This window comes from Actinomadura sp. NPDC000929 (genome assembly GCF_040492065.1).
Classification (GTDB): Bacteria; Actinomycetota; Actinomycetes; order Streptosporangiales; family Streptosporangiaceae; genus Spirillospora; species Spirillospora verrucosospora.
The window spans coordinates 1-21,924 of the sequence record NZ_JBEUPA010000020.1 but is presented as its reverse complement, the minus strand read 5'-3'; the positions used below and the strand labels follow the sequence as shown (position 1 = coordinate 21,924).

At 73.8% G+C, this 21,924-nt stretch carries 18 protein-coding genes; 11 read left to right on the top strand and 7 right to left on the bottom strand.

Features of this window, described 5'->3' with window-relative positions:
* Positions 1-20 precede the first annotated feature (20 nt).
* Genes ABWI04_RS10480 through ABWI04_RS10470 form a run of 3 tightly spaced genes read right to left on the bottom strand, consistent with a single transcriptional unit; the run spans position 21 to position 3,603 of the window.
* Positions 21-1,046, bottom strand: coding sequence for a 2Fe-2S iron-sulfur cluster-binding protein (locus ABWI04_RS10480; protein WP_353832220.1), 1,026 nt, complete (start codon positions 1,044-1,046; stop codon positions 21-23).
* Complete coding sequence (locus ABWI04_RS10475; protein WP_353832219.1) at positions 1,043-2,737, bottom strand: FAD-binding protein; 1,695 nt, start codon at positions 2,735-2,737, stop codon at positions 1,043-1,045. Before ABWI04_RS10475 ends, ABWI04_RS10480 begins: the two co-directional genes overlap by 4 nt.
* Positions 2,734-3,603 carry an alpha/beta fold hydrolase gene (locus tag ABWI04_RS10470; RefSeq protein ID WP_345179247.1) on the bottom strand — a complete coding sequence of 290 codons (870 nt, stop codon included), beginning with the start codon at positions 3,601-3,603 and terminating at the stop codon, positions 2,734-2,736. Before ABWI04_RS10470 ends, ABWI04_RS10475 begins: the two co-directional genes overlap by 4 nt.
* A 284-nt stretch (positions 3,604-3,887) precedes the next feature.
* On the opposite strand from ABWI04_RS10470, the gene ABWI04_RS10465 reads away from it, so the two are divergent.
* Complete coding sequence (locus tag ABWI04_RS10465; protein ID WP_345179246.1) at positions 3,888-4,478, top strand: flavin reductase family protein; 591 nt, start codon at positions 3,888-3,890, stop codon at positions 4,476-4,478.
* A gap of 19 nt (positions 4,479-4,497) precedes the next feature.
* Here the strand turns inward: ABWI04_RS10465 and ABWI04_RS10460 are convergent, their stop codons facing one another.
* Positions 4,498-5,460, bottom strand: coding sequence for an IclR family transcriptional regulator (locus tag ABWI04_RS10460; RefSeq protein WP_345179244.1), 963 nt, complete (start codon positions 5,458-5,460; stop codon positions 4,498-4,500).
* Positions 5,461-5,639: 179 nt separating this feature from the next.
* Here ABWI04_RS10460 and ABWI04_RS10455 point away from each other — a divergent pair, with 179 nt between their 5' ends.
* Both ABWI04_RS10455 and ABWI04_RS10450 read left to right on the top strand, forming a co-directional pair.
* Positions 5,640-6,512, top strand: a complete 873-nt coding sequence (locus ABWI04_RS10455) for a TIGR03619 family F420-dependent LLM class oxidoreductase (RefSeq protein WP_345179243.1) — start codon at positions 5,640-5,642, stop codon at positions 6,510-6,512.
* Positions 6,509-7,003 (top strand): nuclear transport factor 2 family protein, encoded by a 495-nt coding sequence (locus ABWI04_RS10450; RefSeq protein ID WP_345179241.1) that lies wholly within the window; start codon positions 6,509-6,511, stop codon positions 7,001-7,003. Before ABWI04_RS10455 ends, ABWI04_RS10450 begins: the two co-directional genes overlap by 4 nt.
* 25 nt (positions 7,004-7,028) lie before the next feature.
* Here ABWI04_RS10450 and ABWI04_RS10445 read toward each other — a convergent pair whose 3' ends face one another.
* Both ABWI04_RS10445 and ABWI04_RS10440 read right to left on the bottom strand, forming a co-directional pair.
* Positions 7,029-7,829: a maleylpyruvate isomerase family mycothiol-dependent enzyme gene (locus ABWI04_RS10445; protein WP_353832218.1), complete on the bottom strand. Its 801-nt coding sequence runs from the start codon at positions 7,827-7,829 to the stop codon at positions 7,029-7,031.
* Between the two features lie 79 nt (positions 7,830-7,908).
* Complete coding sequence (locus ABWI04_RS10440; RefSeq protein WP_353832217.1) at positions 7,909-8,805, bottom strand: SGNH/GDSL hydrolase family protein; 897 nt, start codon at positions 8,803-8,805, stop codon at positions 7,909-7,911.
* Positions 8,806-8,903: 98 nt separating this feature from the next.
* On the opposite strand from ABWI04_RS10440, the gene ABWI04_RS10435 reads away from it, so the two are divergent.
* From ABWI04_RS10435 to ABWI04_RS10425, 3 genes are all read left to right on the top strand, one after another.
* A complete protein-coding gene (locus ABWI04_RS10435) occupies positions 8,904-10,100 on the top strand; it encodes a PucR family transcriptional regulator (RefSeq protein ID WP_353832216.1) in 1,197 nt (398 codons plus the stop codon).
* A gap of 86 nt (positions 10,101-10,186) precedes the next feature.
* A complete protein-coding gene (locus tag ABWI04_RS10430) occupies positions 10,187-11,473 on the top strand; it encodes an FxsB family cyclophane-forming radical SAM/SPASM peptide maturase (protein ID WP_353832215.1) in 1,287 nt (428 codons plus the stop codon).
* Positions 11,470-12,780, top strand: a complete 1,311-nt coding sequence (locus ABWI04_RS10425; protein WP_353832214.1) for an HEXXH motif domain-containing protein — start codon at positions 11,470-11,472, stop codon at positions 12,778-12,780. The genes ABWI04_RS10430 and ABWI04_RS10425 overlap by 4 nt, the downstream gene beginning before the upstream one ends.
* Here ABWI04_RS10425 and fxsT read toward each other — a convergent pair.
* Positions 12,777-15,287 carry an FxSxx-COOH system tetratricopeptide repeat protein gene (gene fxsT, locus ABWI04_RS10420; protein ID WP_345179229.1) on the bottom strand — a complete coding sequence of 837 codons (2,511 nt, stop codon included), beginning with the start codon at positions 15,285-15,287 and terminating at the stop codon, positions 12,777-12,779. The genes ABWI04_RS10425 and fxsT overlap by 4 nt on opposite strands.
* A 329-nt stretch (positions 15,288-15,616) precedes the next feature.
* On the opposite strand from fxsT, the gene ABWI04_RS10415 reads away from it, so the two are divergent.
* The 5 genes from ABWI04_RS10415 to ABWI04_RS10395 form a co-directional block, all read left to right on the top strand.
* Positions 15,617-15,787: an FxSxx-COOH-like cyclophane-containing RiPP peptide gene (locus ABWI04_RS10415; RefSeq protein WP_345179226.1), complete on the top strand. Its 171-nt coding sequence runs from the start codon at positions 15,617-15,619 to the stop codon at positions 15,785-15,787.
* A gap of 517 nt (positions 15,788-16,304) precedes the next feature.
* Complete coding sequence (locus ABWI04_RS10410) at positions 16,305-17,699, top strand: MFS transporter (protein ID WP_353832213.1); 1,395 nt, start codon at positions 16,305-16,307, stop codon at positions 17,697-17,699.
* 61 nt (positions 17,700-17,760) lie between these two features.
* Positions 17,761-19,260, top strand: a complete 1,500-nt coding sequence (locus ABWI04_RS10405; protein ID WP_353832212.1) for a VMAP-C domain-containing protein — start codon at positions 17,761-17,763, stop codon at positions 19,258-19,260.
* Between the two features lie 18 nt (positions 19,261-19,278).
* Positions 19,279-20,316, top strand: a complete 1,038-nt coding sequence (locus tag ABWI04_RS10400) for an AAA family ATPase (protein ID WP_353832211.1) — start codon at positions 19,279-19,281, stop codon at positions 20,314-20,316.
* The coding region (locus ABWI04_RS10395; protein ID WP_353832210.1) for an SAV_2336 N-terminal domain-related protein at positions 20,313-21,924 on the top strand (1,612 nt) is incomplete at its 3' end. The genes ABWI04_RS10400 and ABWI04_RS10395, both read left to right, overlap by 4 nt.

Here is a 21,924-nt window from a genome sequence, read left to right as displayed (position 1 = left end):
CTGTCTCCCAGTATGTTTCGTCAGCCGTCGTAGGTGATCTTCAGCCGGTCGGTGACCGGCCTCGCCTGGCAGGCGAGGATGAGGCCGTCGGCGAGATCCTGCTCGTCGAGGACCGTGTTGGCGTCCAGGGTGACCTCGCCCTCCAGCGCCACGCAGGCGCAGGCCGAGCAGGACCCCTCCCGGCAGGAGAACGGGGCGTCGACGCCGGCGCGCAGCAGCGCGTCGAGAAGCCGCTCGGACGCGCGCCACGGCACCGTGCGGGTCTCGCCGTCCATCTCGACCTCGATCTCCCCGGCGTCGCCGTCCTCCGCCTCCGCCTGCTCCGGCGCGTCGTCGGGCCTCTCGAACGGGTCGCCCTCCAGCGAGAAGAACCGCTCGGCGTGCACCTTCGCGCCGAGGCCGGTGAGCGTCTCGGAGACCAGGTCCATGAAGATCTCGGGGCCGCACACGTACGCGGGACGGCCCGCGTAGGGGCCCGCCAGGGAGCGGACGGCGGCGGCCGTCGGCAGGCCCTGCACCGACTCCAGCAGGTGGACGACGGTGAGCCGGTCCGGGTGCCGCTCGGTCAGCTCCCTCAGCTCGTCGGCGAAGATGACCGACCGCTCGTCCCGGTTGGCGTACAGCAGCGCCACTCTCGCCGAGCCGGCCGCCAGGCACGACTTGAGGATCGACATGACCGGGGTGATGCCGCTGCCGCCCGCGACGAGCAGCAGGTCCTCGTCCAGCGACGGCGGTGTGAACGTGCCCGCCGGGCGCAGCACCTCCAGGACGTCGCCCGCCGTGACGTTGTCGCAGATCCAGTTGGACCCGAGACCGCCCGCGACCCGCTTCACCGTCACCTTCGGGCGGTCGCCGGTGAGCGGCGAGCTGCACAGCGAGTAGCAGCGCGCGGCCCAGCCGCCCTCCGCCGGGACCCGGACGGTGAGGAACTGCCCGGGCCGGTAGGCGAACCGCTCCCGGTCGCCCTCGACGGGTTCGAGGACGAGCGAGTGCGCGTCGGCCGTCTCCCGGACGACCTCCACCACCCGCGCCTTCAGTGCCGTCATGAGCGTCCCGCGGCCTTCCCGGCGGACCCTCCGCTCCCGGCGGCGTGCCGGGCGGCGATGTAGCCGAACACGATGGCCGGGCCGATGGTGGCGCCCGGGCCCGCGTACTCGTTGCCCATCACCGACGCCGAGGAGTTGCCCGTCACGTACAGGCCCTCGATGACCGACCCGTCCTCGCGCAGGACGCGGGCGTGCTCGTCGGAGACGAGGCCGCCCTTGGTGCCGAGGTCGCCGACCTCCATCCGGAACGCGTGGTACGGGCCGCCCTCGATGACGTCCAGGTTGGGGTTCTTCAGGTTCGGGTCGCCGTAGTAGCGGTCGTAGGCGGAGTCGCCGCGGCCGAACTCGGGGTCCTTGCCCTCGCGCGCGTACCGGTTGAACGCCTCGACGGTCTCGCCCAGCGCGTCCGCCGGGACGCCGATCTCGCCGGCCAGCTCGGCGAGCGTGTCCGCCTTGAACGCGATGCCCGCCTCGTAGAACGCCTTGGGGATCGGCGCGCCCGGCAGGATCTGCGCGAACGGGTACCGGGCGCGGGCCTTGGCGTCCATCACGAACCAGCAGGGGACGTGCCCGCCTTCCAGCTGGTCGTGGACGAAGTTGACGTACGGGGCCGACTCGTTGGTGAACCGCTTGCCGTCCTGCCCCACGATCACCGACCGGGGGATGCACCGCTCCGACAGCAGCGGGATCGTCGCCCCCGCCGGGTGCCGGACGGCGGGCATCCACCACGCGTCGTCCATCAGGTCGAGCGCGGCGCCGACGCTCTCGCCGGCGCGGATGCCGTCGCCGGTGTTCTCGCGGGCGCCCATCGCGAAGTCCTCCTGGCCGCCCTTCGGGAGGTACTTGTCGCGCATCTGCTGGTTGTGGTCGAAGCCGCCCGTCGCGAGCAGGACGCCCCGGCGCCCGCGGACGCGCAGCGCCGCGCCGTCGCGCTCGACGACGACGCCGGTGACGCGGCCGTCCTCGACGACGAGCTCGGTCATGGGGGTCTTCAGCCAGAGCGGGATCCCGGCGTCCTTCAGCGCCATCCGCATCCGCGCGGCGAGCGCCCGGCCGCCGGTCGCCATGTGGCGGCGGCGGACCATGTTGGACGACACGCGCCACGCCGCGACCAGGGACGCGCGCCGGCCCGTCCAGGTGCGCTTGGCCATCGCGAGGTCGTGGTAGTCCTTCGCGGTGATCCACAGGCCGAGGGGGCCCTTCATGCTGTTCGGCCGCTGGTACCGCTCGTCGTCGCCGAGCTTGCGGGTGTCGAACGGCTTGGCCTCGATGGACCGGCCGAGCGGGCGCCCGCCCTCGTACTCGGGGTGGTAGTCGGCGTAGCCCTTCGTCCAGAAGAACCGCATCCACCTGCTCCGGCAGAGCAGCTCCATGGCGGCGGGCCCGTGGTCGACGAACGCGTCCAGCCGCGCCGCCGGGACGCGGCCCTCGGTGAGGCGGTCCAGGTAGCGCCGGATCGACTCGCGGCTGTCGTCGTGGCCGCGCGCCTTCAGCGTCGGGTTGTTGGGGATCCAGATGCCGCCGCCGGAGATCGCGGTGGAGCCGCCGAACTTCTTGCCCTTCTCCACGATCAGCGCGGAGATCCCGGCGTCGTGCGCGGTCAGCGCCGCGGCCATCCCCCCGCCGCCGCTGCCGACGATGACGAGGTCGTACTCGTGGTCCCAGCCGCTCGGACGCTCCCGCTCGCTCACCGCTCGTCCTTCCGGGTCAGGAACGCCAGCACGGCGCTCTCCCAGGCGGACTTCTGCTCGATCATCACCCAGTGCCCGCAGTTCGGGAAGATGTTCACCTGCACGTTCGGGATCGTGCGCATCGGCACGAGCACCATGTCGACGGGGCTGACCCGGTCGTCCCGGCCCCAGGTGATCAGGGTCTCGGCCTTGAGCCTGTGGAGCATCGCCCAGTACGGCGGCTCGTCGGAGGCCGCCATCGCCTTCGCGCGGGCCGCCATCGCCTTCGACCCGTACATGCGGCGCGCGCTGGCGAGGGTGTCGGGGTCGGTGGCCTGCTTCCAGCGCTCCTCGATCATCTCCTCGGTGACGATCCGCGGGTCGTACACCATCGAGTTCAGCCACCGGACGAGGCCCTCGCGGGTCGGGTCGTCGGTGAACTCGGCCAGCAGCCTGATCCCCTCGCCGGGCGCGGGGCTGAAGACGTTGCGGCCGATCCCGCCGATGGTGACCAGCCGCCGGACGCGCTCGGGGTGCCGCAGCGCCACCTGCGTCGCCACGATGCCACCCATGGAGTTGCCGATGACGTCGACCTGGCCGAGGCCGAGGCCGTCCAGGAAGCGGACGACGGCGCCGCCGGCGGCCATCATCGGGTGCTCGTCGGTCGGGTCGCTGACGCCGAAGCCGGGGAACTCCAGGACCAGGCAGCGGAAGTGCTCGGCGAACCGGGCGAGGTTGCCGCGGTAGTTGCGCCAGCCGGTGACGCCGGGACCGGAGCCGTGCAGCAGCAGCAGCGGCGGGCCCTCACCGGCCTCGTGGTAGCGCAGGACGCCCTGGTCGGTGGCGAGCTCGCGCAACGTCGACTCGTAGGTCAGCTCCGCAGGCATGATCTCCCAGTCCTTCGACGGTGGCTTGTCCGGAACGTAATCGGCGGGACGGCGGGGTCCGGCGGTGGATCCCGATCAGCGGGACGCGGGTCCCAGGGCGGCTCGGCGGGCCCGTCCCGCGGCCCGCTTCCACTCATCGGGATCGGGGCGGGTGGGCGCGCAGGGGCGTGCCTACCTTCGGGCTCACCGGCGGCCCCTTGACCGGTGCCGGGTGAGTACCCGTTAGTAGAAATGTCGCATAGTGGATTCGAACGCCCGCCCGCTCGCAGCCCCGAGGTGAACACATGCCAGCCGAGCCAGCGCTCACGCCCCTGCACGACGCCGACGCGGCCGCGCCGGAGCCGGCGGACTTCCGCAAGGCCATGGCGGAGTTCGCGACGGGCGTCACCGTGGTCACCGCCCTCGACGGCGGCGAGCCCGTCGGCTTCGCCTGCCAGTCGTTCGCGTCCGTGTCGCTGGACCCGCCGCTCATCCTGTTCTGCGCGGACAAGCGCGGGCGGTCGTGGCCCCGGATCCGCTCGGCGGGACGGTTCTGCGTGAACGTCCTCGGCGAGGAGCAGCGCGAGCTGTGCGAGCGCTTCGGGTCGAGCCGGGGCGCCAAGTTCGAGGGGCTGGACTGGGAGGAGTCGCGGTGGGGCGCCCCCGCCCTGCCGGACGTCCTGCTCGCGGTCCACTGCGTCGTGCACGACGTGCACGAGGCCGGCGACCACGAGGTGGTGATCGGGCGGGTCCTGGCGGTGGACCGGCACGAGGTGGTGGACGGCGCGTGGCGGCGCCCGATGGTGTTCTTCCGCAGCCGGTTCGGCGTCGGGGAGCCCGACGCGCCGATCGCGCCCGACCCGTGGGGCGTCGGCGACCGGTGGGGCTGGGGTTGACGTCACCTCGGGCCGCCCGTCACATCCAGTCGCCGCGCCCGTCGACGGCGAGCAGCCGGTTCATCGTCTCCGGCGACCAGCTGGTCTCCTCGCCGGTCCGCACGGCGCGCCGGGTGCGCCCGCCGGGGCGTCCCGCGCGGGCGCCGGGGGCCGAGCCGGGGAACAGGATCTGCGACGCCTCGCGGGCGGCGGTGACCACCAGCGGCGCGACGTTCTCCAGCGGGGCGCGGATGTCGCCGACCAGGGAGATCCCCGCGACCGGCCCCTCCGCGCCGCGGATCGCCGCGGCGACGCAGGCGATGCCGGGGTAGGACTCGCCGCGCTCGAACGCCAGGCCGCGGCGCTGCCGGATGCGGTGCAGCTCCTGGTGGAGCGTGCCGAGCTCGCCGATCGTGCGGCTGGTGAAGCGGCTGATGCCCGAGCCGAGCAGCGCGTCCACCTGCTCGGGCTCCAGCCACGCCAGCATCGCCTTGCCGAGGGCGGTGCAGTGCGCCGGGGCGCGGCCGCCGACCCGTGACGGGACGGAGGTGGCGAGCCGCCCGCCGAGCTTGTCCAGGTAGAAGATCTCGGCGCCGTCCAGGACGGCCAGGTGCGCGACGAGCCCGGTGGTGACCTGCAGCTCGTGCAGCAGCGGCGCGGCGGCCTCGCGGATCTTGCCGTGCCCGCCGTCCTGCCCGCCGAGGCCGAGGGCGCGCTGGCCGAGCCCGTAGCCGAACGAGTGGTGCGCGAGCCAGCGCTGCCGGACGAGCTGGTCCAGGATGCGGTGCGCGGTGGAGCGTGGCAGCCGGGTGCGGCGGGCGACGTCCTCCAGGGTCAGCCGGGCGGTCGGCCCGTTGAACGCGTCGAGGATCAGCGTCATCCGCTCGATCATCGACGGCGGCGACTCCCGGCGCGCGGTCGACATGACCTCCGGCGCGGTCAGGGCCCCCGGCCTGGTCATGGCCTCCGGCGTGGCTGCCTCCGGCATCGTGGCCTCGGTCATCGCACCTCCCAGAACATGACTGAAATGAATTCTTGTTACCTGGAATGTAGCAACCGCTTGCTGGCAGCGGAAGAGGGCAAGTAAGAGCAGGTCAGCCGGAGGCTTCGGCACTGGGACCGCGCCCCAGGTCGGACCGGCCACCGTGATAGAACGTTTTTCCACCAACGAGGGGAGCAGCGATGCGTGTCGGGATCGTCACGCCGGTGGTGGCGCAGCCGCCCGGCCATGCCGCCTGGGAGCGCGGCGCGGGCATCGAGGAGATCGCCCTGATCGCCGGGGCCGCCGACCGGCTCGGCTACCACCACCTGACGTGCAGCGAGCACGTCGCCGTCCCGGCCGAGGCCGCCGAGCAGCGCGGCGGCGTCTACTGGGACCCGCTCGCGACCTTCGGGCACCTCGCCGCCCGCACGTCCCGGATCCGGCTCGCCACGCAGGTGCTCGTGCTCGGCTACCACCACCCGCTCGCCATCGCCAAGCGGTACGGCACGCTCGACCGGGTCAGCGGCGGGCGGCTCACGCTCGGCCTCGGCGTCGGCAGCCTGGAGGAGGAGTTCGACCTGCTCGGCGCGCCGTTCGCCGGCCGCGGCTCCCGCGCCGACGACGCGCTGGCGGCGCTGCGCGCCTCCCTGTCGCGGCGCACGCCGGAGTACCGCGGCGAGCACTACGCCTACTCCGGGCTCGTCGTGGAGCCGCACGCCGTCCAGGACCGCGTCCCGCTGTGGATCGGCGGCCGCTCGGGCCGCTCGCTGCGCCGCGCGCTGGACGCCGACGGCTGGGTGCCGTTCGGCCTGCCGCTGCGCACGCTCGCGGAGATGCTCGCGGACGCCGACGTGCCGCCCGGCTTCGACGTGGTCCTCGCGCCGTCCCGCCCGCTGGACCCGATCGGCGCCCCGGAGGCGGCCGGGACGGCGCTCGCCCGGCTGCGCGAGGCGGGCGCCACGATCGCCGGCGTCCGGATGGAGTCGGAGTCGGCGGAGCACTACTGCGAGCAGCTCGCCGCCCTGCGCGGGCTGGCCGCCGGCTACGGCCTGGTCTTCGGGGAGGAGCGGTGAGCGTCGAAGCCCGGCTGGCCGCCCTCGAGGAGCGGCTGCGCGCCCTGGAGGACGAGCGGGAGATCACCCGGCTGATCCTGTCCTACGGGCCGCTGGTCGACAGCGGCTCCGCGGCCGAGGTCGCCGGGCTCTGGGAGCCGGACGGCGTCTACGACGTGGACGAGCTGATGATGACCGGGCACCCGGAGATCGAGGCGATGGTCCGCTCGGCGAACCACCAGCGGTGGATCTCCGGCGGCTGCGCGCACGTCGTCGGCCCGCCGCACGTCACGCTCTCCGGCGACGAGGCCACCGCCGTCGGCTACACCCTCATGATCGTCAAGCGGCCGGACGGCTTCGTGCTGCGCCGCGCCACCGCCAACCACTGGCGGCTGCGCCGCACCCCGTCCGGCTGGCGCGCCGTGACCCGCGTCAACCGCGTCCTCGACGGCCGCGAGGAGTCCCCCGACCTGCTCGCCTCCCACTTCCCGGACGCCGTCCGGCACCGCTGAGAGCCCGCGGACCGGGGGCGGCGGCTCAGGGGGTGACGCCCATGGTGGCGAGGATCCCGCCGGCCAGCTCCCCGTCGCCCTCGGCGCGGACGGCGACGTCGCCCGCCGCGCAGCGTCCGGCGGTCAGCCGGACGTAGGTCTCCCAGTCCATGGCGATCCTCGCCGACGGGGACGCCGGGACGTCGGACCACGCGCCGCGGCCGTCGTCGCCGACCGTGACGGCGACCTCGAAGTCGGGCGGGCCGGAGATCGTGAGGACGGCGCTGCGACCGGGCGCGCCCTTCGCCGCCCGCGCCACGATGCGGGGCAGGGGGCGGCTCAGCAGTTCCCAGAAGCACCGCGCCGCGGGGGCGTCGAGGTTGCCGGGGCGGCCGACCGCCCGGCGGACGTCCTGCTCGTGGGTCCAGCAGTCCATGGCGCGGAACTTGATGAACCGCGTGTAGGGGCCCTCCCTGCCGTCCGGGCACATCAGGACGCGGTCGGGGTCCTCGCCGGCCAGCTGCACCAGGCGGCGTTCGAGCGCGTCCGCCAGTTCCGCCGCGACCTGCGGGCCGGGGACCGGCCGCCGCGCGTGCACCGCCAGCTCGGTGTAGCGGGCGAAGTCGTTGCGGAGGTGCTCGAACTCGGGCAGCTCGACGGGCGGGGCGGGATCGCCGAGCAGGTCGCGCTCCACGCCGGCGAGGTGGGAGAACTGGTCCTTGACCGTCCAGCCGGGACACTCGGTCGGCCGGTCCCAGTCGTCGTCGCCCAGCGTCCCGGCGAGCGCGAGCGTCGAGCGGATCGTCTGCTCGTACGCGGCGGTGTTGGCGCGCATCTGCTCGTTCATGATCACCCCTCCGTCGGCGCCACGAAGCTTACGGCCCGTCCCGGCCCGGGGGTCTGGCCGGGACGGGCCATCAGCGGGCTCAGGCGCCGAGGACGCCGCCGATGACGGCGGCGTACGCGGCCTCGCCCGCCGCGTTCGGGTGCAGGGGCGCGGCGGAGTGGACGGGGACGTAGCCCTCGACCCAGCGCTGGGACGCCGACTGGCACGCGTCGTGGCCGGCGCTGGGCGTGACCAGGTCGATGTAGGTCCCGCCGTGCGCGGTCGTCTGCTGGCGGATCACGTCGTTCAGGGCGTTCACGGAGCCCTGGAGGAAGTTGGCGTCCGTGGGCAGCACGGGCTGGACGGGCCAGCAGCCGTTCCGCCTGACGTAGAGGCCGTAGCCGGTGACGACGATCCGGGCCTTCGGGGAGCGGGCGCGGATCCCGTCCAGGACGGCGGACAGCTTCGGGCCGAAGTCGCGGGTGCGCTGGGCCACCTGGTCCTCGAACTCGCCCTTGCACGGGGTGGCGGTGGGGTCGAGGGTGGCGCAGTCCTGGGCGATGCCGACCAGGCCGACGTCGTTGCCGCCGATGGTGAGGGTCACGAGCGCGGTGGACGCGGTGAGCGCGTCGAGCTGCGGCGGGACGGTCCCGGTGTCGACGCCGCCGACGCTGGTGCTCTGCGACTGGGTCATGTGGGTGGTCTTGGCGCCGCTGCAGGTGACGTCCCGGAGGGCGGCGCCCGTGCGGGAGGCCAGCACGTGCGCGTAGTTGCGGGTGGAGCGCCCGCAGCCGACCGGGCCGGTGATGTCCGGGATGAGCGGGCCGGACGCCATCGAGTCGCCGAGCGCGACGTACTCCACCGCGGCGGCCGCCGCGGGAACGGCCGTCCCGCCGAGCGCCGCGCCCGCCAGAACGAGCGCGCCGACCGCGCCTCCGGCGACTCGGCTCCTGACGGCCCGGGGGGTGGACGGGCGGCCGTTGAACAGACGCTTCATGAGCTGACTCCCGGCGTCATGGACGATGTCGCCGTGATCGTCCAGAATCTGGACACGCCGTTCAATTGGCGCGAAAACAGACTCTTCCGGGAGCCGTTGTGACGCGGGACAAGACGCCGGCGCTGCGCGTGGCGGGCCGGCCGGTGGCGGCCCATCTGCGGGTCCGCGCGCCGCTGCTGACCCGCCGCGTCGTGGCGCGGCTGCTCGCCGAGCTGCCCGTCTACGCCGAGCTGCCGCAGGAGGAGGTCGCCGGGGACGTCGCCGGGATCGTCCAGCACAGCCTGCGGCAGTTCGCGGACGTCCTGGAGCGGCGCCGGCCCGCCCGCGCGGCCGACTTCGCCCGGCAGCGCGACTCGGCGGCGCTGCGGGCCGAGGAGGGCGTGCCGCTGGACGCGATCCTCGCCGCCTACCAGATCGGGGCGGCCATGGCCTGGGAGGACCTGACCGCCGGGGCCGAGCCGGACGACCTGCCCGCCTTCCAGGAGGCGCTCGGCTACTTCCTCGACTTCCAGCGGCTGCTGACCTCCGCCGTCAGCGCCGCCTACCTGGAGGTGCGGCAGATCCTCGACAGCCAGGAGCACGGCGGCCGGCACGCCCTGATGACCGCGCTGCTGGCGGGGGACACCGCGGGGCACCGCCCGGCGCCCCGCTACGCCGTCCTGGCGCTGGCGTTCGGCCCGCATCCGGACGAGGCCGGGTCGGGCCAGCGCGCCCGGATCGCGGCCCGCCGCAAGATCCGCCGCGTCCGGACCGCGCTGGACGCCGTCGCCGACGAGCCCGCCCTCACCGCCCTGGACGCCTCGGGAGGGACGGCCCTGCTCCCCTTCTCCGCCGGGTGGGAGACCCTGCACGACCTGGTCGCGGGCGCGGCGAAGGCGGCCGACATCGAGGTGACGGCCGCCGCGGAGATCACCGGGCCGGCGGGCGTCCCGGGCGCCGTCGCCCAGACCGGCGAGATCATGGACCTGGTCCGCCGGGCGGGCCGCCCGCCCGGCCTGTACCGGCTCGCCGACGTCCTGCTGGACTACCAGCTGAGCCGTCCGAGCGGCGCGCTCGCCGCGCTCGCCGAACTGCTGGCGCCCCTGGACCTCAGGCCCGACCTGCTGCGCACGCTGGAGCGCTACCTGGCGCTCGACCTGGACCGCCGCGCGACCGGCGCGGCCCTGCACGTCCACCCGAACACGGTCGCCTACCGGATTCGCCGCATCAGCGCCCTCACCGGCCTGGACCCGGCCCGCCCCGGCGACCTCCAGCTCCTGAACGCCGCCCTGATAGCCCGCCGCTCCCTGCGCTGACCCCCTGCGCCGATCCGCCGCCGGGACCAATCCCGGACCGCGATTCCGTGATCATGATAATGCGTATATAAATGTATAAAGGGAACTTGATCCACTTGCGCGAACCCCGCTGGGAGTTGATCGGTGTGACCGTGGGGGCCGCCCGGACGTCCACCGAAGACGAATGGCCGGCCACCCTGAGCGTCCAGAGCCTGCTGGAGCAGGGGTGGCGGCCGACTCCGTTCCGCGAGTTCGTCCTGAAAGTCCACAGCAGATGCAACCTGGCCTGCGACTACTGCTACATGTACGAGATGGCGGACCAGAGCTGGCGGCGCCAGCCGCGCCGCATGTCGCGCGCCACCCTGGACCGCACGGCCGCCCGCATCGCCGAGCACGCGCGCTCCAATGACCTGTCCCGGATCGGCGTCGTCCTGCACGGCGGAGAACCGTTGCTCGCCGGTCCCGAGCACATCCGCTACGCGGTCGAGGCGGTCAATTCGGCCGTGGATTCCCGGACGTCGGTGAGTTTCCACTTGCAGACCAATGGCGTCCTCCTCGATTCGGTCTACCTGAAACTCTTCGACGAACTCGACATATACGCGAGCGTCAGCCTGGACGGCGACGAGGACGGCCACGACCGCCACCGCCGCCGCGCCAACGGCAGGGGAAGCCACGAGGAGGTCACGACCGGGCTGCACCGGCTGACGACGCCCGCGTACCGCCGGCTGTTCAGCGGCCTGCTGAGCACAATCGACCTGCGCAACGACCCCGTCGCCACCTACGAGGCGCTCCTCGCCCACCGCCCCCCGGCCGTCGACTTCCTGCTCCCGCACGGCAACTGGGACACCCCGCCTCCGGGCCGCGGCGACGACGACGCGACGCCGTACGGCGACTGGCTCGTCGCGATCTTCGAACGCTGGTACCGCACCCCGGTGCGGGAGACCCGCGTCCGGCTGTTCGACGAGATCATCCGGCTGCTGCTCGGCCGCCCCTCGCGCAGCGAGACGATCGGGCTGTCGCCGGTCGCGGTCGCCGTGGTGGAGACCGACGGCTCCATCGAGCAGGTCGACACGCTCAAGTCCGCCTACGAGGGCGCCGCGCACACCGAACTGCACGTGGGCCGGGACACCTTCGACGCAGCCCTGATGCTCCCCGCGATGGCCGCGCGCCAGATCGGCCGCCGGGCGCTCGCCGACGCGTGCGCGGCCTGCCCCGTCCACCGCGTGTGCGGCGGCGGCCTCTACACCCACCGGTACCGCTCCGGCACCGGCTTCGCCAACCCGTCCGTCTACTGCCGCGACCTCTTCCGCCTGGTCACCCACGTGCGGGACGCGGTCTCGCAGGACATCGAGGCGTACACGAGGAAGGTGTCGTCCCAGGAGGGAACCGGATGAGCCCGGGCGTCCACCGGATCCCCGAGAAGGTCTTCCTGGCGCTCGCCGCGGGCGAGGGCGGCCCGGCCGCGGTCGAACTCCTCCACAGAGCCCAGTACAGCAAGCGCCTCCTGCTGCTGCGGGGCGTGCGCGACGCGGGCGGGCCCCAGGCCGCGGAGGCCTACGACCTGCTCGGGCGCATCCAGCAGAGGGCCCCGCAGGCGGCGGAGGCCGTGCTGCGGCATCCGACCGTCGGCGAATGGGCCAGGCGCGCTCTCGCCGGCCCGTCCGGCGCGGAAGGCGGCGCCGCCCCGGGCGGCCTCGCCGCCCTCGCCGCCGGGGCGGCGGTCAAGGCGGGCCTTCCCTGCGAGATCGAGGTGCCGGCGCGCTCGGGGGCGATCGTCCTTCCCGGGCTGGGACGCGCCCTCGTCCCCGGCCGGAGGAGCGCGCTCGTCCGGTCAGGACCGGGCGGGGCGGAGGTCGTCGCCGGGAACCTGCGGATCGGGCTGCCGGCCGACGTCCACCGGGACGCGCCCGGCTGGGAGGCCCTGCGGAGGCTGACCGCCGAACACCGCGGCGCGCACGCCGGCTTCCTGCTCGACGACCACGACCCGGACCGCATGCCCGGAGCCGAGCGGCTCCAGCACCGCCTGAGCGGCGCCGAACTCGACCACTGGCAGACGGTCCTGGACGGCGCCTGGCGCATCCTGGTCGACCACCATCCGGGCGTCGCGGAGGACGTCGCGGCCTTCGTGTCCGTCCTGACCCCGCTCGTCGCCCCGGCACAGGGGCAGTCCAGCGCGACGCCCAGGCACGCTTTCGGCAGCATCGGCCTGTCCAGCCCGCCCGACGCCCGCTTCCTCGCGGTCACGCTGGCCCACGAGGTCCAGCACACCAAGCTCACCGGGCTTCTGGACGCCGTCCACCTCACCCGCCCCGACGACGGCACCACCTACTACGCGCCCTGGCGGGAGGATCCGAGGCCCGTCGCGGGGCTGCTCCAGGGCGCCTACGCCCACCTCGGCATCGCCAGGTTCTGGCGGGACCAGCGCCGGCACGAGACGGGCGAGGCCGCCCTTGAGGCCGAGAGCGACTTCGCGCGCTGGCGCGCCGCCACGGACCTCGTCATCCGCACCCTCGCCTCCAGCGGAGGGCTCACCGCCGAGGGCGAGGTGTTCGTCGGCGAGATGGGCCGGACCGTCCGGGCCTGGCTGGACGAGCCCGTCCCCTCCGAGGCCCTGCGCCGCGGCGGCGAGGCCGCGGGACGGCACCTGACGGCCTGGCGCCGCCGCAACCCCGGGCACCCCTCGCCCTCCGGCGCCGCCTAGATCGGCGGCGGGTCGAAGTCGCAGTCGAGGTTGCGCCACTCCCCCGCGACGACGGCGTCCGGGTGCTCCAGGCCTAGCGTCCTGGCGTAGGCGCTCATCGTCTCCTCGTGCAGCCGGTCCGCCTCGTCCGCGTCGCCGGACTCCCGCAGCGAGACCGCGAGGTTCGCGGCGCAGGCCAGGGTCATCGGGTGCTCGTCCCCGATCGCCGCGCGCAGCCGCCGCAGCGTCCCCCGGCCGAGCCTGCACGCCGACTCCACCTCGCCGAGCGCCAGCAGGTCGCTGGCCAGGTTGGTGGCCACGGTGAGCGAGTAGTGGTGGTCGCGTCCGAGCTTGACCTCCAGCCCCGCCAGCGCCTTCTCGTTGGACGCCCGCGCGGACGCCGCGTCGCCGCACACCCGGTGCAGCAGCGCCAGGTTCCCGCCGCAGCCGTGGTTGTAGGGGTGCTCGGGCCCGTAGGCCTTCGGATAGCGGACGACCGTGTCGGCCGCGAGTTCCAGGGCCGACTTCAGGTCCCCGGTGCAGCGCTGCCCGTTGGCCAGGCACATCGCCGCGGCCAGGGTGTCGGGGTGGTCCAGCCCGAACAGCCGCACGGAGCGCGCGTTGACCTCCTGCGCCACCTCCAGGGCCCTGTCCAGCTCGCCCGCGCGGCGCAGCGCGATCGAGAGGTCCTTGGCCACGCGCAGCGTCAGCGGGTGCTCGGCGCCGAGTTCGTCGACGCACTTGGCGTAGGCGTCCTCGCCCAGATCGCAGGCCTCGGAGTACTCGCCGCAGAGGCGCACCGCGCGCGCCAGGCCCCCGAGCGCGTTGCTGACGTTGACCGCGGTGCCCAGGGCGACGTCCCCGAACCTCAGGCAGACGGTCTCGTGGAGCTCCTTCGACTTGACGTAGTCGCTGTTCAGCCCGTGGTCGAGCGCCAGGTTGTGCATCACCCGCAGCGTGTCGGGCGCCGACTCGCCGAACGCCTCCGTGTGCCGTTCCAGGGAGCGCATGTCGTGGTCGCGGGCGTCCGAGAAGTCCCCGCGCGCCCGCAGGTCGGCGCCGAGCGAGTTCAGCAGTTGCAGGGTCATCCGGTGCTTGGGGCCGACCAGCGCCTCCGTCCGCTCCATGGCCTTCAGGTTCGACTCGTAGGCGGCGCCGTACTCCCCGAGGTCCCGCAGGATGTTGCCGAACTGGCGCTTGCCCTCCAGGAGGTCGATGTCGTCCTCCCCGGAGTCGGCCGCCCACTGGTCGAGGAGGCGTTCGATCAGGTGCTGCGCGAACGCGTAGTCGCCGGACAGCCGCAGGTAGCGGACGATGTTGAGGGCGAACTTGCGGACCTCGGGGTCGGTGCTCTCGGCGACGGCGGCGGGCTCCACGTGGCCGATCAGCTCCGAGTAGCGCCGCCAGCTCGCCGGCGACTCCGCGTCCTCGGGGGGCGTCGCGGCCACGAGGAGCATGTGCACCTCGCCGCGGAAGCGCGCCTGCTCCGCCGGGCTCAGCTCGTCGCGCAGCAGCGCCTGGATCAGCCGGTGCACCTGGACGGTCCGGCTCGGCGCGTCGATCTTCGCCAGCGCGTACCGGTTGACCTCCCCGAAGGCCCGCGCGAGGCGGATCGGGTTGCGCAGCAGCCCGGCCAGCGGCTGGCTGATCCCGGGCGGGGTCCGGGAGAACACCTCGCGCGGGATCGGCTCGGGGCCGAAGAACGCGCAGCAGCGCAGGAGCTCGACGGCTTCGGGCACCTTCTCGGCCAGGCTGTTCACCGACAGCCGCCACGCCGCCGTCATCGACACCGGGTACTCGGTCGGCTTGCCCTCGGCCAGCAGCTGGCTGGTGCACTCGTCGAGCAGCCGCAGGTACTCCGTGACGGACATGCCCGTCTCGGCCTGCAACGCCCCGGCCTGCTCCAGGGCGAGCGGCAGGTCCCCGAGCTCGTGGGCGAGGCGGTTCGCGTCCTCCTCGCCGATCGCGCGCGGGACGCGCTTGTTGAGGAACGCGACGCTCTCGTCGCGGCTGAACACGTTGACCTGGACGGTGTGGCCGACGCCCTCCCACCGCGGGTTGCGCGAGGTGACGAGGACGTGCCCCTGCCCCTGGCCCTGGGGCAGCAGGTCCTGGAGGTCCTCGGGCTGGTCGGCGTTGTCGAAGATGAGGAGCCAGCGGCGGTACGGCTCCCCGCGGCGCAGCGCTTCGAGGACGTCGTTGGCCGCGTCCTCGACGCCCCGGGCCGTGGCGGAGGTCAGGCCGAGCTTGGGCGCCAGCGATGCCAGCGCCGGCCGCACCAGGGACGGCTGGTCGGCCGGAACCCACCACACCACGTCGTAGTCCACGGCGAACCGGTGCGCGAACTCCACCGCCATCTGGGTCTTGCCCACGCCGCCGAGCCCGTGCAGGGCGTGCGGCAGCACGGCGGTGACCTGGCCGGAGATGCCTGCCTTCAGCTTGGTGAGCAGCTCCTCGCGTCCGGTGAAGTTCTTGTTCCGCGGCGGGATCTTGCCCCAGACCGCCGGGGCCGTCTCCGGGAACGACACGCGTCCACCTCGCATTCCGCCGATCACCACATGGCCAGATCGCTGCGCCGGCATGCGCACTTAGCTACCGTATTATCCCAATTCAGTCAGGGGGGGAATAGGTCACGCGTCACAGATCCGAACCACGCCCGTTTCTGCGGGCCCTCTTTTCGGTCTGGCTAATTCGCCTGTTTCGACTGCACTATAAAAGCGTCGACCGGCGGCCGGAACGGCAATGGTCAAAGCAGGATTCTTCTGTAATCATTGGAGTCAGCCGCCCATGCACGGACAATCCTGTACTGTGCGCCCGCCCACCCGCCAGGCGGCGTGACCCCGCCCGAGGAGAATCCATGCAGCAGGAACCCGCTCTCCACGGCGACCTGATCGACGTGTCCGGACTCTCGCTCCGCGAACTCGACGACGTGCTCGGCGAGTCGGCCATCGAACTGGCCCTGCGCGAGATCCTCGACCCCAGCCGCGGAGAGATCGCCTCCGCCGGCTTCGAGAGCAAGCTCGGCTGACCCCGCGGCCGCCGGCCCCCCGCGTCTCCCGGCGCGGGGCCGACCGGCGCACCCCCTGGTCCGGCATCCGCCGGTGCGGAGCACCGCGCGGGCCGCGGGCGGCCCGTCCTGTGCCGCCCCTCTGGCGGCGGAAGCGGGAAGCGCGTCCCGCACCGATCCCCACGATCGGCATACCGTCGTTCAAGAGTCGTACGAGACTCGCCCGCGGGAAGTCGTTTTTCGACAATCGACCCGTTTCTCGCCGCGATCTCCACTAGAGTCTGCCTGCGACCCCGGCACTACGGGGCCGCAGGCTTTCTTCTCGGTATGAACGCGCCCGGAGCTTTTCGACCGTTTTCCTTTCGCCGCTCATGCCGTCGGACGGAAAGCCATTCGGGCCGGCGCACCCATTGCCGCCGCCCGCTGGTCGGCGCCCGGTCGCACCTCGACCGAACCGGCCACCATCGGTTCCGGGAAGGATGCAACAGGTGGCCGCTTTCGACGGCGCGAGCGGGTCCACGTGAAACCACGAGCGTCCATGCCACGGGATTTCACCTTCCTGTGGAGCGGATCGGCCGCCTCCCAGCTCGGCACCATGAACGCGGCCATCGCGATCCCGCTGCTGGCGCTGTCGCTGACCCGCTCGCCGGTCTTCGCGGGCTGGGTCGCCGCGGCCGGGACGTTCCCCCGGCTCCTCCTCTACGTGCCCGCGGGCATGCTCGCGGACCGCTTCGACCGCCGGCGCATCATGCTGACCTGCCAGTACACGCGGTTCGGCGTGTCGGTGCTGCTGGCCGTCGGCCTCGCCCTGCACTACCACCCCGGCCTGCTCCTGGTCGGCGCGGCCGCGGCGGACGGCGCGCTCGCGGGCCTGTACAGCCTGGCCGAGGTCGCCGTCGTCAAGCGCGTCGTCCGCCCCGACCAGCTTCCCGAGGCGATGGCGAGAAACGAGGCAAGGGGCCATATCGCGCTGCTTCTCGGCCGCCCGCTCGGCGGTTTCCTGTATGGCCTGGACAGGGCGCTGCCCTTCGCCGCCGACGCTCTCTCCTCCCTTTTCTCCGCCCTCACGCTGCACTGCGTGCGGGAGAAGAATTTCGCACCGGAGGAACAACGGGCCCCCGAACCCACCGATTTCGGAAAGTGCATTCGTTTCATCCTGGGCCACCCATTCCTGTGCATGGTGATCGCCGTGTGCGCGGTGACGAACTTCGCCTTCCAGATCATCTTTCTGAGGCTCGTGGTGCAGGCGGACCAGGAGTTCACCTCCACTTCGATGATCGGCATTCTCTTCGCGGCGTCCGGGCTCGGGGGCACGCTCGGCGCCGTCGCGGCGTCCCACCTTTCCCGGCGCTACCGCCTGGCCCAGGGCAACCGGCCGATGCGGCTGCTGTTCTGCTGCGTCTGGGGATGGTTCGCGATGACCGCGATCGTGACGGCCTACGACAGCCCGCTGGCCGGGCTCGCCGCCTGGGGCGGGATCAGCTTCATCGGCGCGCACATGAACGTGGCGCTCACCGTCTACCAGGCGACGTGGATCCCCGACGACATGCTGGCGCGGGTGGCCAGCATCAACAGCCTCGTCACGCAGAGCGCCGTCCCCCTGGGGTCGCTGTTCTCCGGCTACCTGCTCTCGCTGGTGGCGAGCACGAGGATCGCGACCGGGGTCGTCACCGCGATCACCCTGTGCGTCGCCGTGGTCAGCAGCTGCTGCCTCTGGTCGCTGCGGAAACGGCGGAACATCGGCTCCCAGCAGACGCTCAGGGGCGCGCTCGCCGAGGTGGTCGGGCCGCCGCTCCGCCGGTGCGCGGCGGCGGCCCGCGCGGTCCCGGGACGGGTCCGCTCCACGGCCCGGCCCGCGGACTCCGGTTCCGACACAGACCTTTATGACAATTCCACACCGCCGGAAATGCCCCAGGGGATCATTTCTCGCTGAACGCGTACGATATGCCCCACCGATGGGGGTCCCGGTGCGGTTTGGGTGTCGGAGGGGATGAGTGTCGGACGTGGCATGGTCGCTGCCTTTCGAAGACCAGTCCCGCCTCGTGCGGGCGCTGTGGGAACTGGAGACCGTGCGCAAGCGCACCTCCCGTGACCTCTGCGTCTCCCTTCTGGAACGGCGGCTGGGCCATCCCCTCCCGATCAGCCGGGACGACAAGGACATCACCGATGTCTGGCATCTCGTGGACGCGTGCCTGCCCTATCCCGGGGCGTTCCACGCGCTGGTCGAGATCGTCGAGGAGTTCCACCGCGGGAGCACGCCGATGGGGGAGCTCCGCGACCTCGTCGAGGAGCTGCTTCCCGAACCGCTGCTCAGCCCGAAGGAGCGCCGGGAACTCGACGGCCTCCTGCGGAGCCTGGGCGACCGCGTCTCCGAGGCCGTCGAGCCGGCCGCGATCCGCGCGCTCTACTGGGAGGTCGCCGGCCCCTCCGGCCCCGCCCTCGCCGCCGACCCGGGCGACCTGTGGAGCGTTCTGGCCAGGCTGGAGGACCTGACCTTCAGCGCCGAGGGCGTCCCGCCGCTCCTGGCCTTCGTCGAGGGGCTCGCCGCGCACGCGGCCGGACCCGCGGCCGCCGGCCTGCGCGCCTGGGCCGACCGGCTCGCGCACCGGCTGGGGGCGGCGCGCGGCCTCCCCCCGGCGCGGCGGCGCGAGGTGCCCGCGGCGCGCGACGCCGGGGCGCGGGAGGCCGCGGCGCGGAGCTACCTGGTCATCGAGCTGCGCGGGGACGGAGCCGTCCCGGACCGCTACCTGGCCTCCGCGTGGCTCCAGGTGGACGGCGGGCACGGGCTCATGCTGCGCTGCGACGACGAACCCGTCCCCCTCGACCGGCTGCCCGGACTCGTCAAGGGGCTGCTGTGCGAGGACCAGCACGTCGTCAACCGGCCGACGCCGGAGCTGACGCTGGAGTTCGTGCTGCCGGTCGACCTGCTCGGCACGCCGGTCGACCAGCTGCGGATCACCGTGGACGGGCTGGAGCGGCGCCTCGGCATCGAGCATCCGGTGGTCGTCCGCAGCCTCGACCGGATGCGCAGGCGGGCGTACCACCACCACTGGCGCCGCAAGTGGCGGTGGCTGCGCGACAACCCCCACGGCGCCGAGGTGTGCTGGGTGACACAGCCCGGGCAGTACGGCGGTGAAAGCCTCTACAGCATGCTGCTGTCCGAACCGTCGTCGGTGTGCATGGCCATGGCCTTCCCCCCGCGCACGGACGGGCCGGACTCCGCGGAGCTGCGCGCCGCGCTCCAGGCGGGGGCGCCGATCGTCACCTGGTGCCGCCGCGGCCGCGATCCGGAGCGGTTCGCCCGGGAGTTCCGGGAACTGCTGGGCGCGGGGGCGATGGACCTGCCCGACGCCGTGCTGGCGCTGCGCCGGCAGGCGCTCCGGGCCCTCGACGGAGACGGCGGCGGCGTCCATCTCGGTCTCGACCTGACGCTGGTGTTCGACGACGCGGACCGGCTGCCCGAACCCTACGTGCGGCTGAACGCCCCGGCCTGAGCCCCCTGGGAGGTACCTGTGGCGAAGACGGAGACGACCGCGGGCGAAGAGTCCGAGGGCTGGGAGATCTACCGGGGTGACGCCCGGCCGCACGACGGCCTGGCGCGGCTGCCCGATCCGCCGCCCTGGAGGCGGTTCGACGCGGCCGGCGACACGGCCGACGGCGCCGCCCGGCTGCCGGGCGGCGGTCTGGAGCGCGCCCTGGCGTACCGTCCGAAACCGAACGTCGTCACCATGGTGAACGTGGCCCTGCGCCTGCGGCGGCCCCTGCTGGTCACCGGCAAGCCCGGGACGGGCAAGTCGACGCTCGCCTACAACGTGGCGCACGAGCTGGGCCTCGGTCCCGTGCTGGACTGGCCGATCACCAGCCGGGTCACGCTCCAGGAAGGGCTGTACCGCTACGACGCCATCGGCCGCCTGCACGAGACGAGCCTGCGCCGGGCCGTGGCCCCCGGGGCCGACACCGAGGCCCCCGACATCGGCCGCTACATCCGGCTCGGGCCGCTCGGGACGGCGCTGCTGCCGCAGCCGCGCCCCCGCGTGCTGCTCATCGACGAGCTGGACAAGAGCGACATCGACCTGCCCAACGACCTGCTCAACGTGTTCGAGGAGGGCGGCTTCACGATCCCGGAGCTCGAACGCCTCCCGGAGGACCAGCCGGTCGTGCACGTCATGCCGGCCAAGGGACCGGACCGGGTGCCGGTCGGCCGCGGCCGGGTCCAGTGCACCGCGTTCCCGCTGGTCGTCATCACCAGCAACGGCGAGCGGGAGTTCCCCCCGGCGTTCCTGCGCCGCTGCGTCCGGCTGGTGATCGAGCCGCCGAGCCCCGAGGAGCTCGCCGAGATCGTCGAGGCGCACCTCGGCCCCGCGGCGAGCGCGGCGAGCGCGGACCTCATCCGGGAGTTCCTGGACCGCCGCGAGCAGGGCGACCTGGCCACCGACCAGCTCCTCAACGCGGTCTACCTGAGCACGACCGGCTCCCGGCCCTCGGAGGCCACGCTCCAGGACATGGTCAGGGCGATCCTGCGCCCGCTGGGCGCCGCCGGCCCGGGATGATCCCCCGGCTGATCGGGGCGCTGGAGGCGCTCTCCCCCCGGCCCACCGCGGAGGAGGTCGCCGACGCCCTGTGGCTGGCGCTCTCCCTGCCGGGGGCCGCGGCGCCCGGCGGTCAGGACCCGCCGGCGCCCGGCCCTGAGGCGGAGCCGGAACCGCCCGCGGAGCCCGTCGCGGCCGAGCCCGCGGTCGCCGAACCGTCCGCGCCCCGCCGCCCGGTCCGTCCCGCGCCGTCGGCCGCGCAGGCGGGACTGCACCTCCCCGCGCCGGGGTCCGCGCCGGGCGACGCCGTGCGCGCCCCGGCGGCGCCCGCGCTCCCGCACGCGCTGAGCCTCGCCCGCGCGCTGCGGCCGCTGCGGGGCAGGGTCTCGTCCCGGACGGTGGAGAACCTCGTCGAGGAGGCGACGGCGCAGCGGATCGCGGAGACCGGCATCTGGGAGCCGGTCATGGAGCCCGCGCCGGAACGGCGGCTCGACCTCGCCCTCGTGGTGGACGGCGGCCCCTCCATGGTCGTCTGGACCCGGCTCGCCGCCGAGCTGCGGTCCCTGATGGAACGGCTGGGCGCCTTCCGCGACGTGCGGGTGTGGCGGCTCGACGCCGACGGCGGCGCGCTCGTCCTGCGCACCGGCAGCTCGCCGGCCGGGCCGGGCCGCAGCCCGGACGAGCTGATCGACCCGACGCACCGCCGCGTGGTCCTGGTCTTCAGCGACTGCATCGGGCCGGCCTGGGGCGACGGGCGCGCCGCCGCGGTCGTCGAACGCTGGGCGCGGTCCGCCCCGGTCGCGATCCTCCAGCCGCTCCCCCAGCGGCTGTGGTGGCGGTGCGCGACGGCGGTCGAGCCGGTGTGGCTCGGGGCGCAGCGGGCCGGGGCGCCGAACGCCCGGCTCGCGGTGCGGCCGCGCGAGGAGTCCGCCGTGCCGCCCGGCGTCGCCGTTCCCGTGATGGAGCTGGAGCCCCGCTGGCTGCGCCCCTGGGCCGAACTCGTCGGCTGCGGGGCGGAGCGGATCGCGGCGATGGCCGTGTTCACCGGCGCGCCGGCCGCCGAGGCCCCCCGGGACGCCCGGGAGGAGGACGGCGGCGACCCGTCGCCCGCCGAGCGGGTGACGCGCTTCCGGGCGGTCTCCTCGCCGACGGCGTTCCGGCTGGCGGCCTACCTCGCGGCGGCCCCGCTGCGGCTGGAGGTCATGTCGCTCGTCCAGAGGGCCATGCTCCCGGAGGCCACGTCGGCGCACCTGGCCGAGGTGTTCCTGGGCGGCCTGCTGCGGCGCGCCCGCCGCGCCTCGGACCCGGCGGGCGTCGAGTACGAGTTCCACGACGGGGTCCGCGACGTCCTGCTCGGCGGTCTCGGCCGCACGGAGGCGATGGGCGTCCTGCGCAACGTCTGGGACGTCGTGCGCGGGCGGTGGGGGTCCACGCAGGACTTCCCCGCGCTGCTGCGGGCCATCCAGCAGGGCGCCGAGGACCTGCGGCAGGATCCGCCGTTCGCGCAGGTCGCGGCGCGCGTGCTCGCCCGGCTCGGCGGACGGTACGCGCAGATCGCGGAGCGCCTGGCGCAGAGCGCCGCGGACGGTCCCGGCGCCGCCGTCCCGGACGACGCCGGGCCCGCGCCCG

Excerpts from the sequence above, each read along its gene's own strand:
- ABWI04_RS10480 (WP_353832220.1), bottom strand. The coding sequence starts at position 1,046 with ATGACGGCACTGAAGGCGCGGGTGGTGGAGGTCGTCCGGGAGACGGCC.
- ABWI04_RS10470 (WP_345179247.1), bottom strand. The coding sequence starts at position 3,603 with ATGCCTGCGGAGCTGACCTACGAGTCGACGTTGCGCGAGCTCGCCACC.
- ABWI04_RS10465 (WP_345179246.1), top strand. The coding sequence starts at position 3,888 with ATGCCAGCCGAGCCAGCGCTCACGCCCCTGCACGACGCCGACGCGGCC.
- ABWI04_RS10460 (WP_345179244.1), bottom strand. The coding sequence starts at position 5,460 with ATGACCGAGGCCACGATGCCGGAGGCAGCCACGCCGGAGGCCATGACC.
- ABWI04_RS10455 (WP_345179243.1), top strand. The coding sequence starts at position 5,640 with ATGCGTGTCGGGATCGTCACGCCGGTGGTGGCGCAGCCGCCCGGCCAT.
- ABWI04_RS10445 (WP_353832218.1), bottom strand. The coding sequence starts at position 7,829 with ATGAACGAGCAGATGCGCGCCAACACCGCCGCGTACGAGCAGACGATC.
- ABWI04_RS10440 (WP_353832217.1), bottom strand. The coding sequence starts at position 8,805 with ATGAAGCGTCTGTTCAACGGCCGCCCGTCCACCCCCCGGGCCGTCAGG.
- ABWI04_RS10425 (WP_353832214.1), top strand. The coding sequence starts at position 11,470 with ATGAGCCCGGGCGTCCACCGGATCCCCGAGAAGGTCTTCCTGGCGCTC.
- ABWI04_RS10415 (WP_345179226.1), top strand. The coding sequence starts at position 15,617 with ATGCAGCAGGAACCCGCTCTCCACGGCGACCTGATCGACGTGTCCGGA.
- ABWI04_RS10410 (WP_353832213.1), top strand. The coding sequence starts at position 16,305 with ATGCCACGGGATTTCACCTTCCTGTGGAGCGGATCGGCCGCCTCCCAG.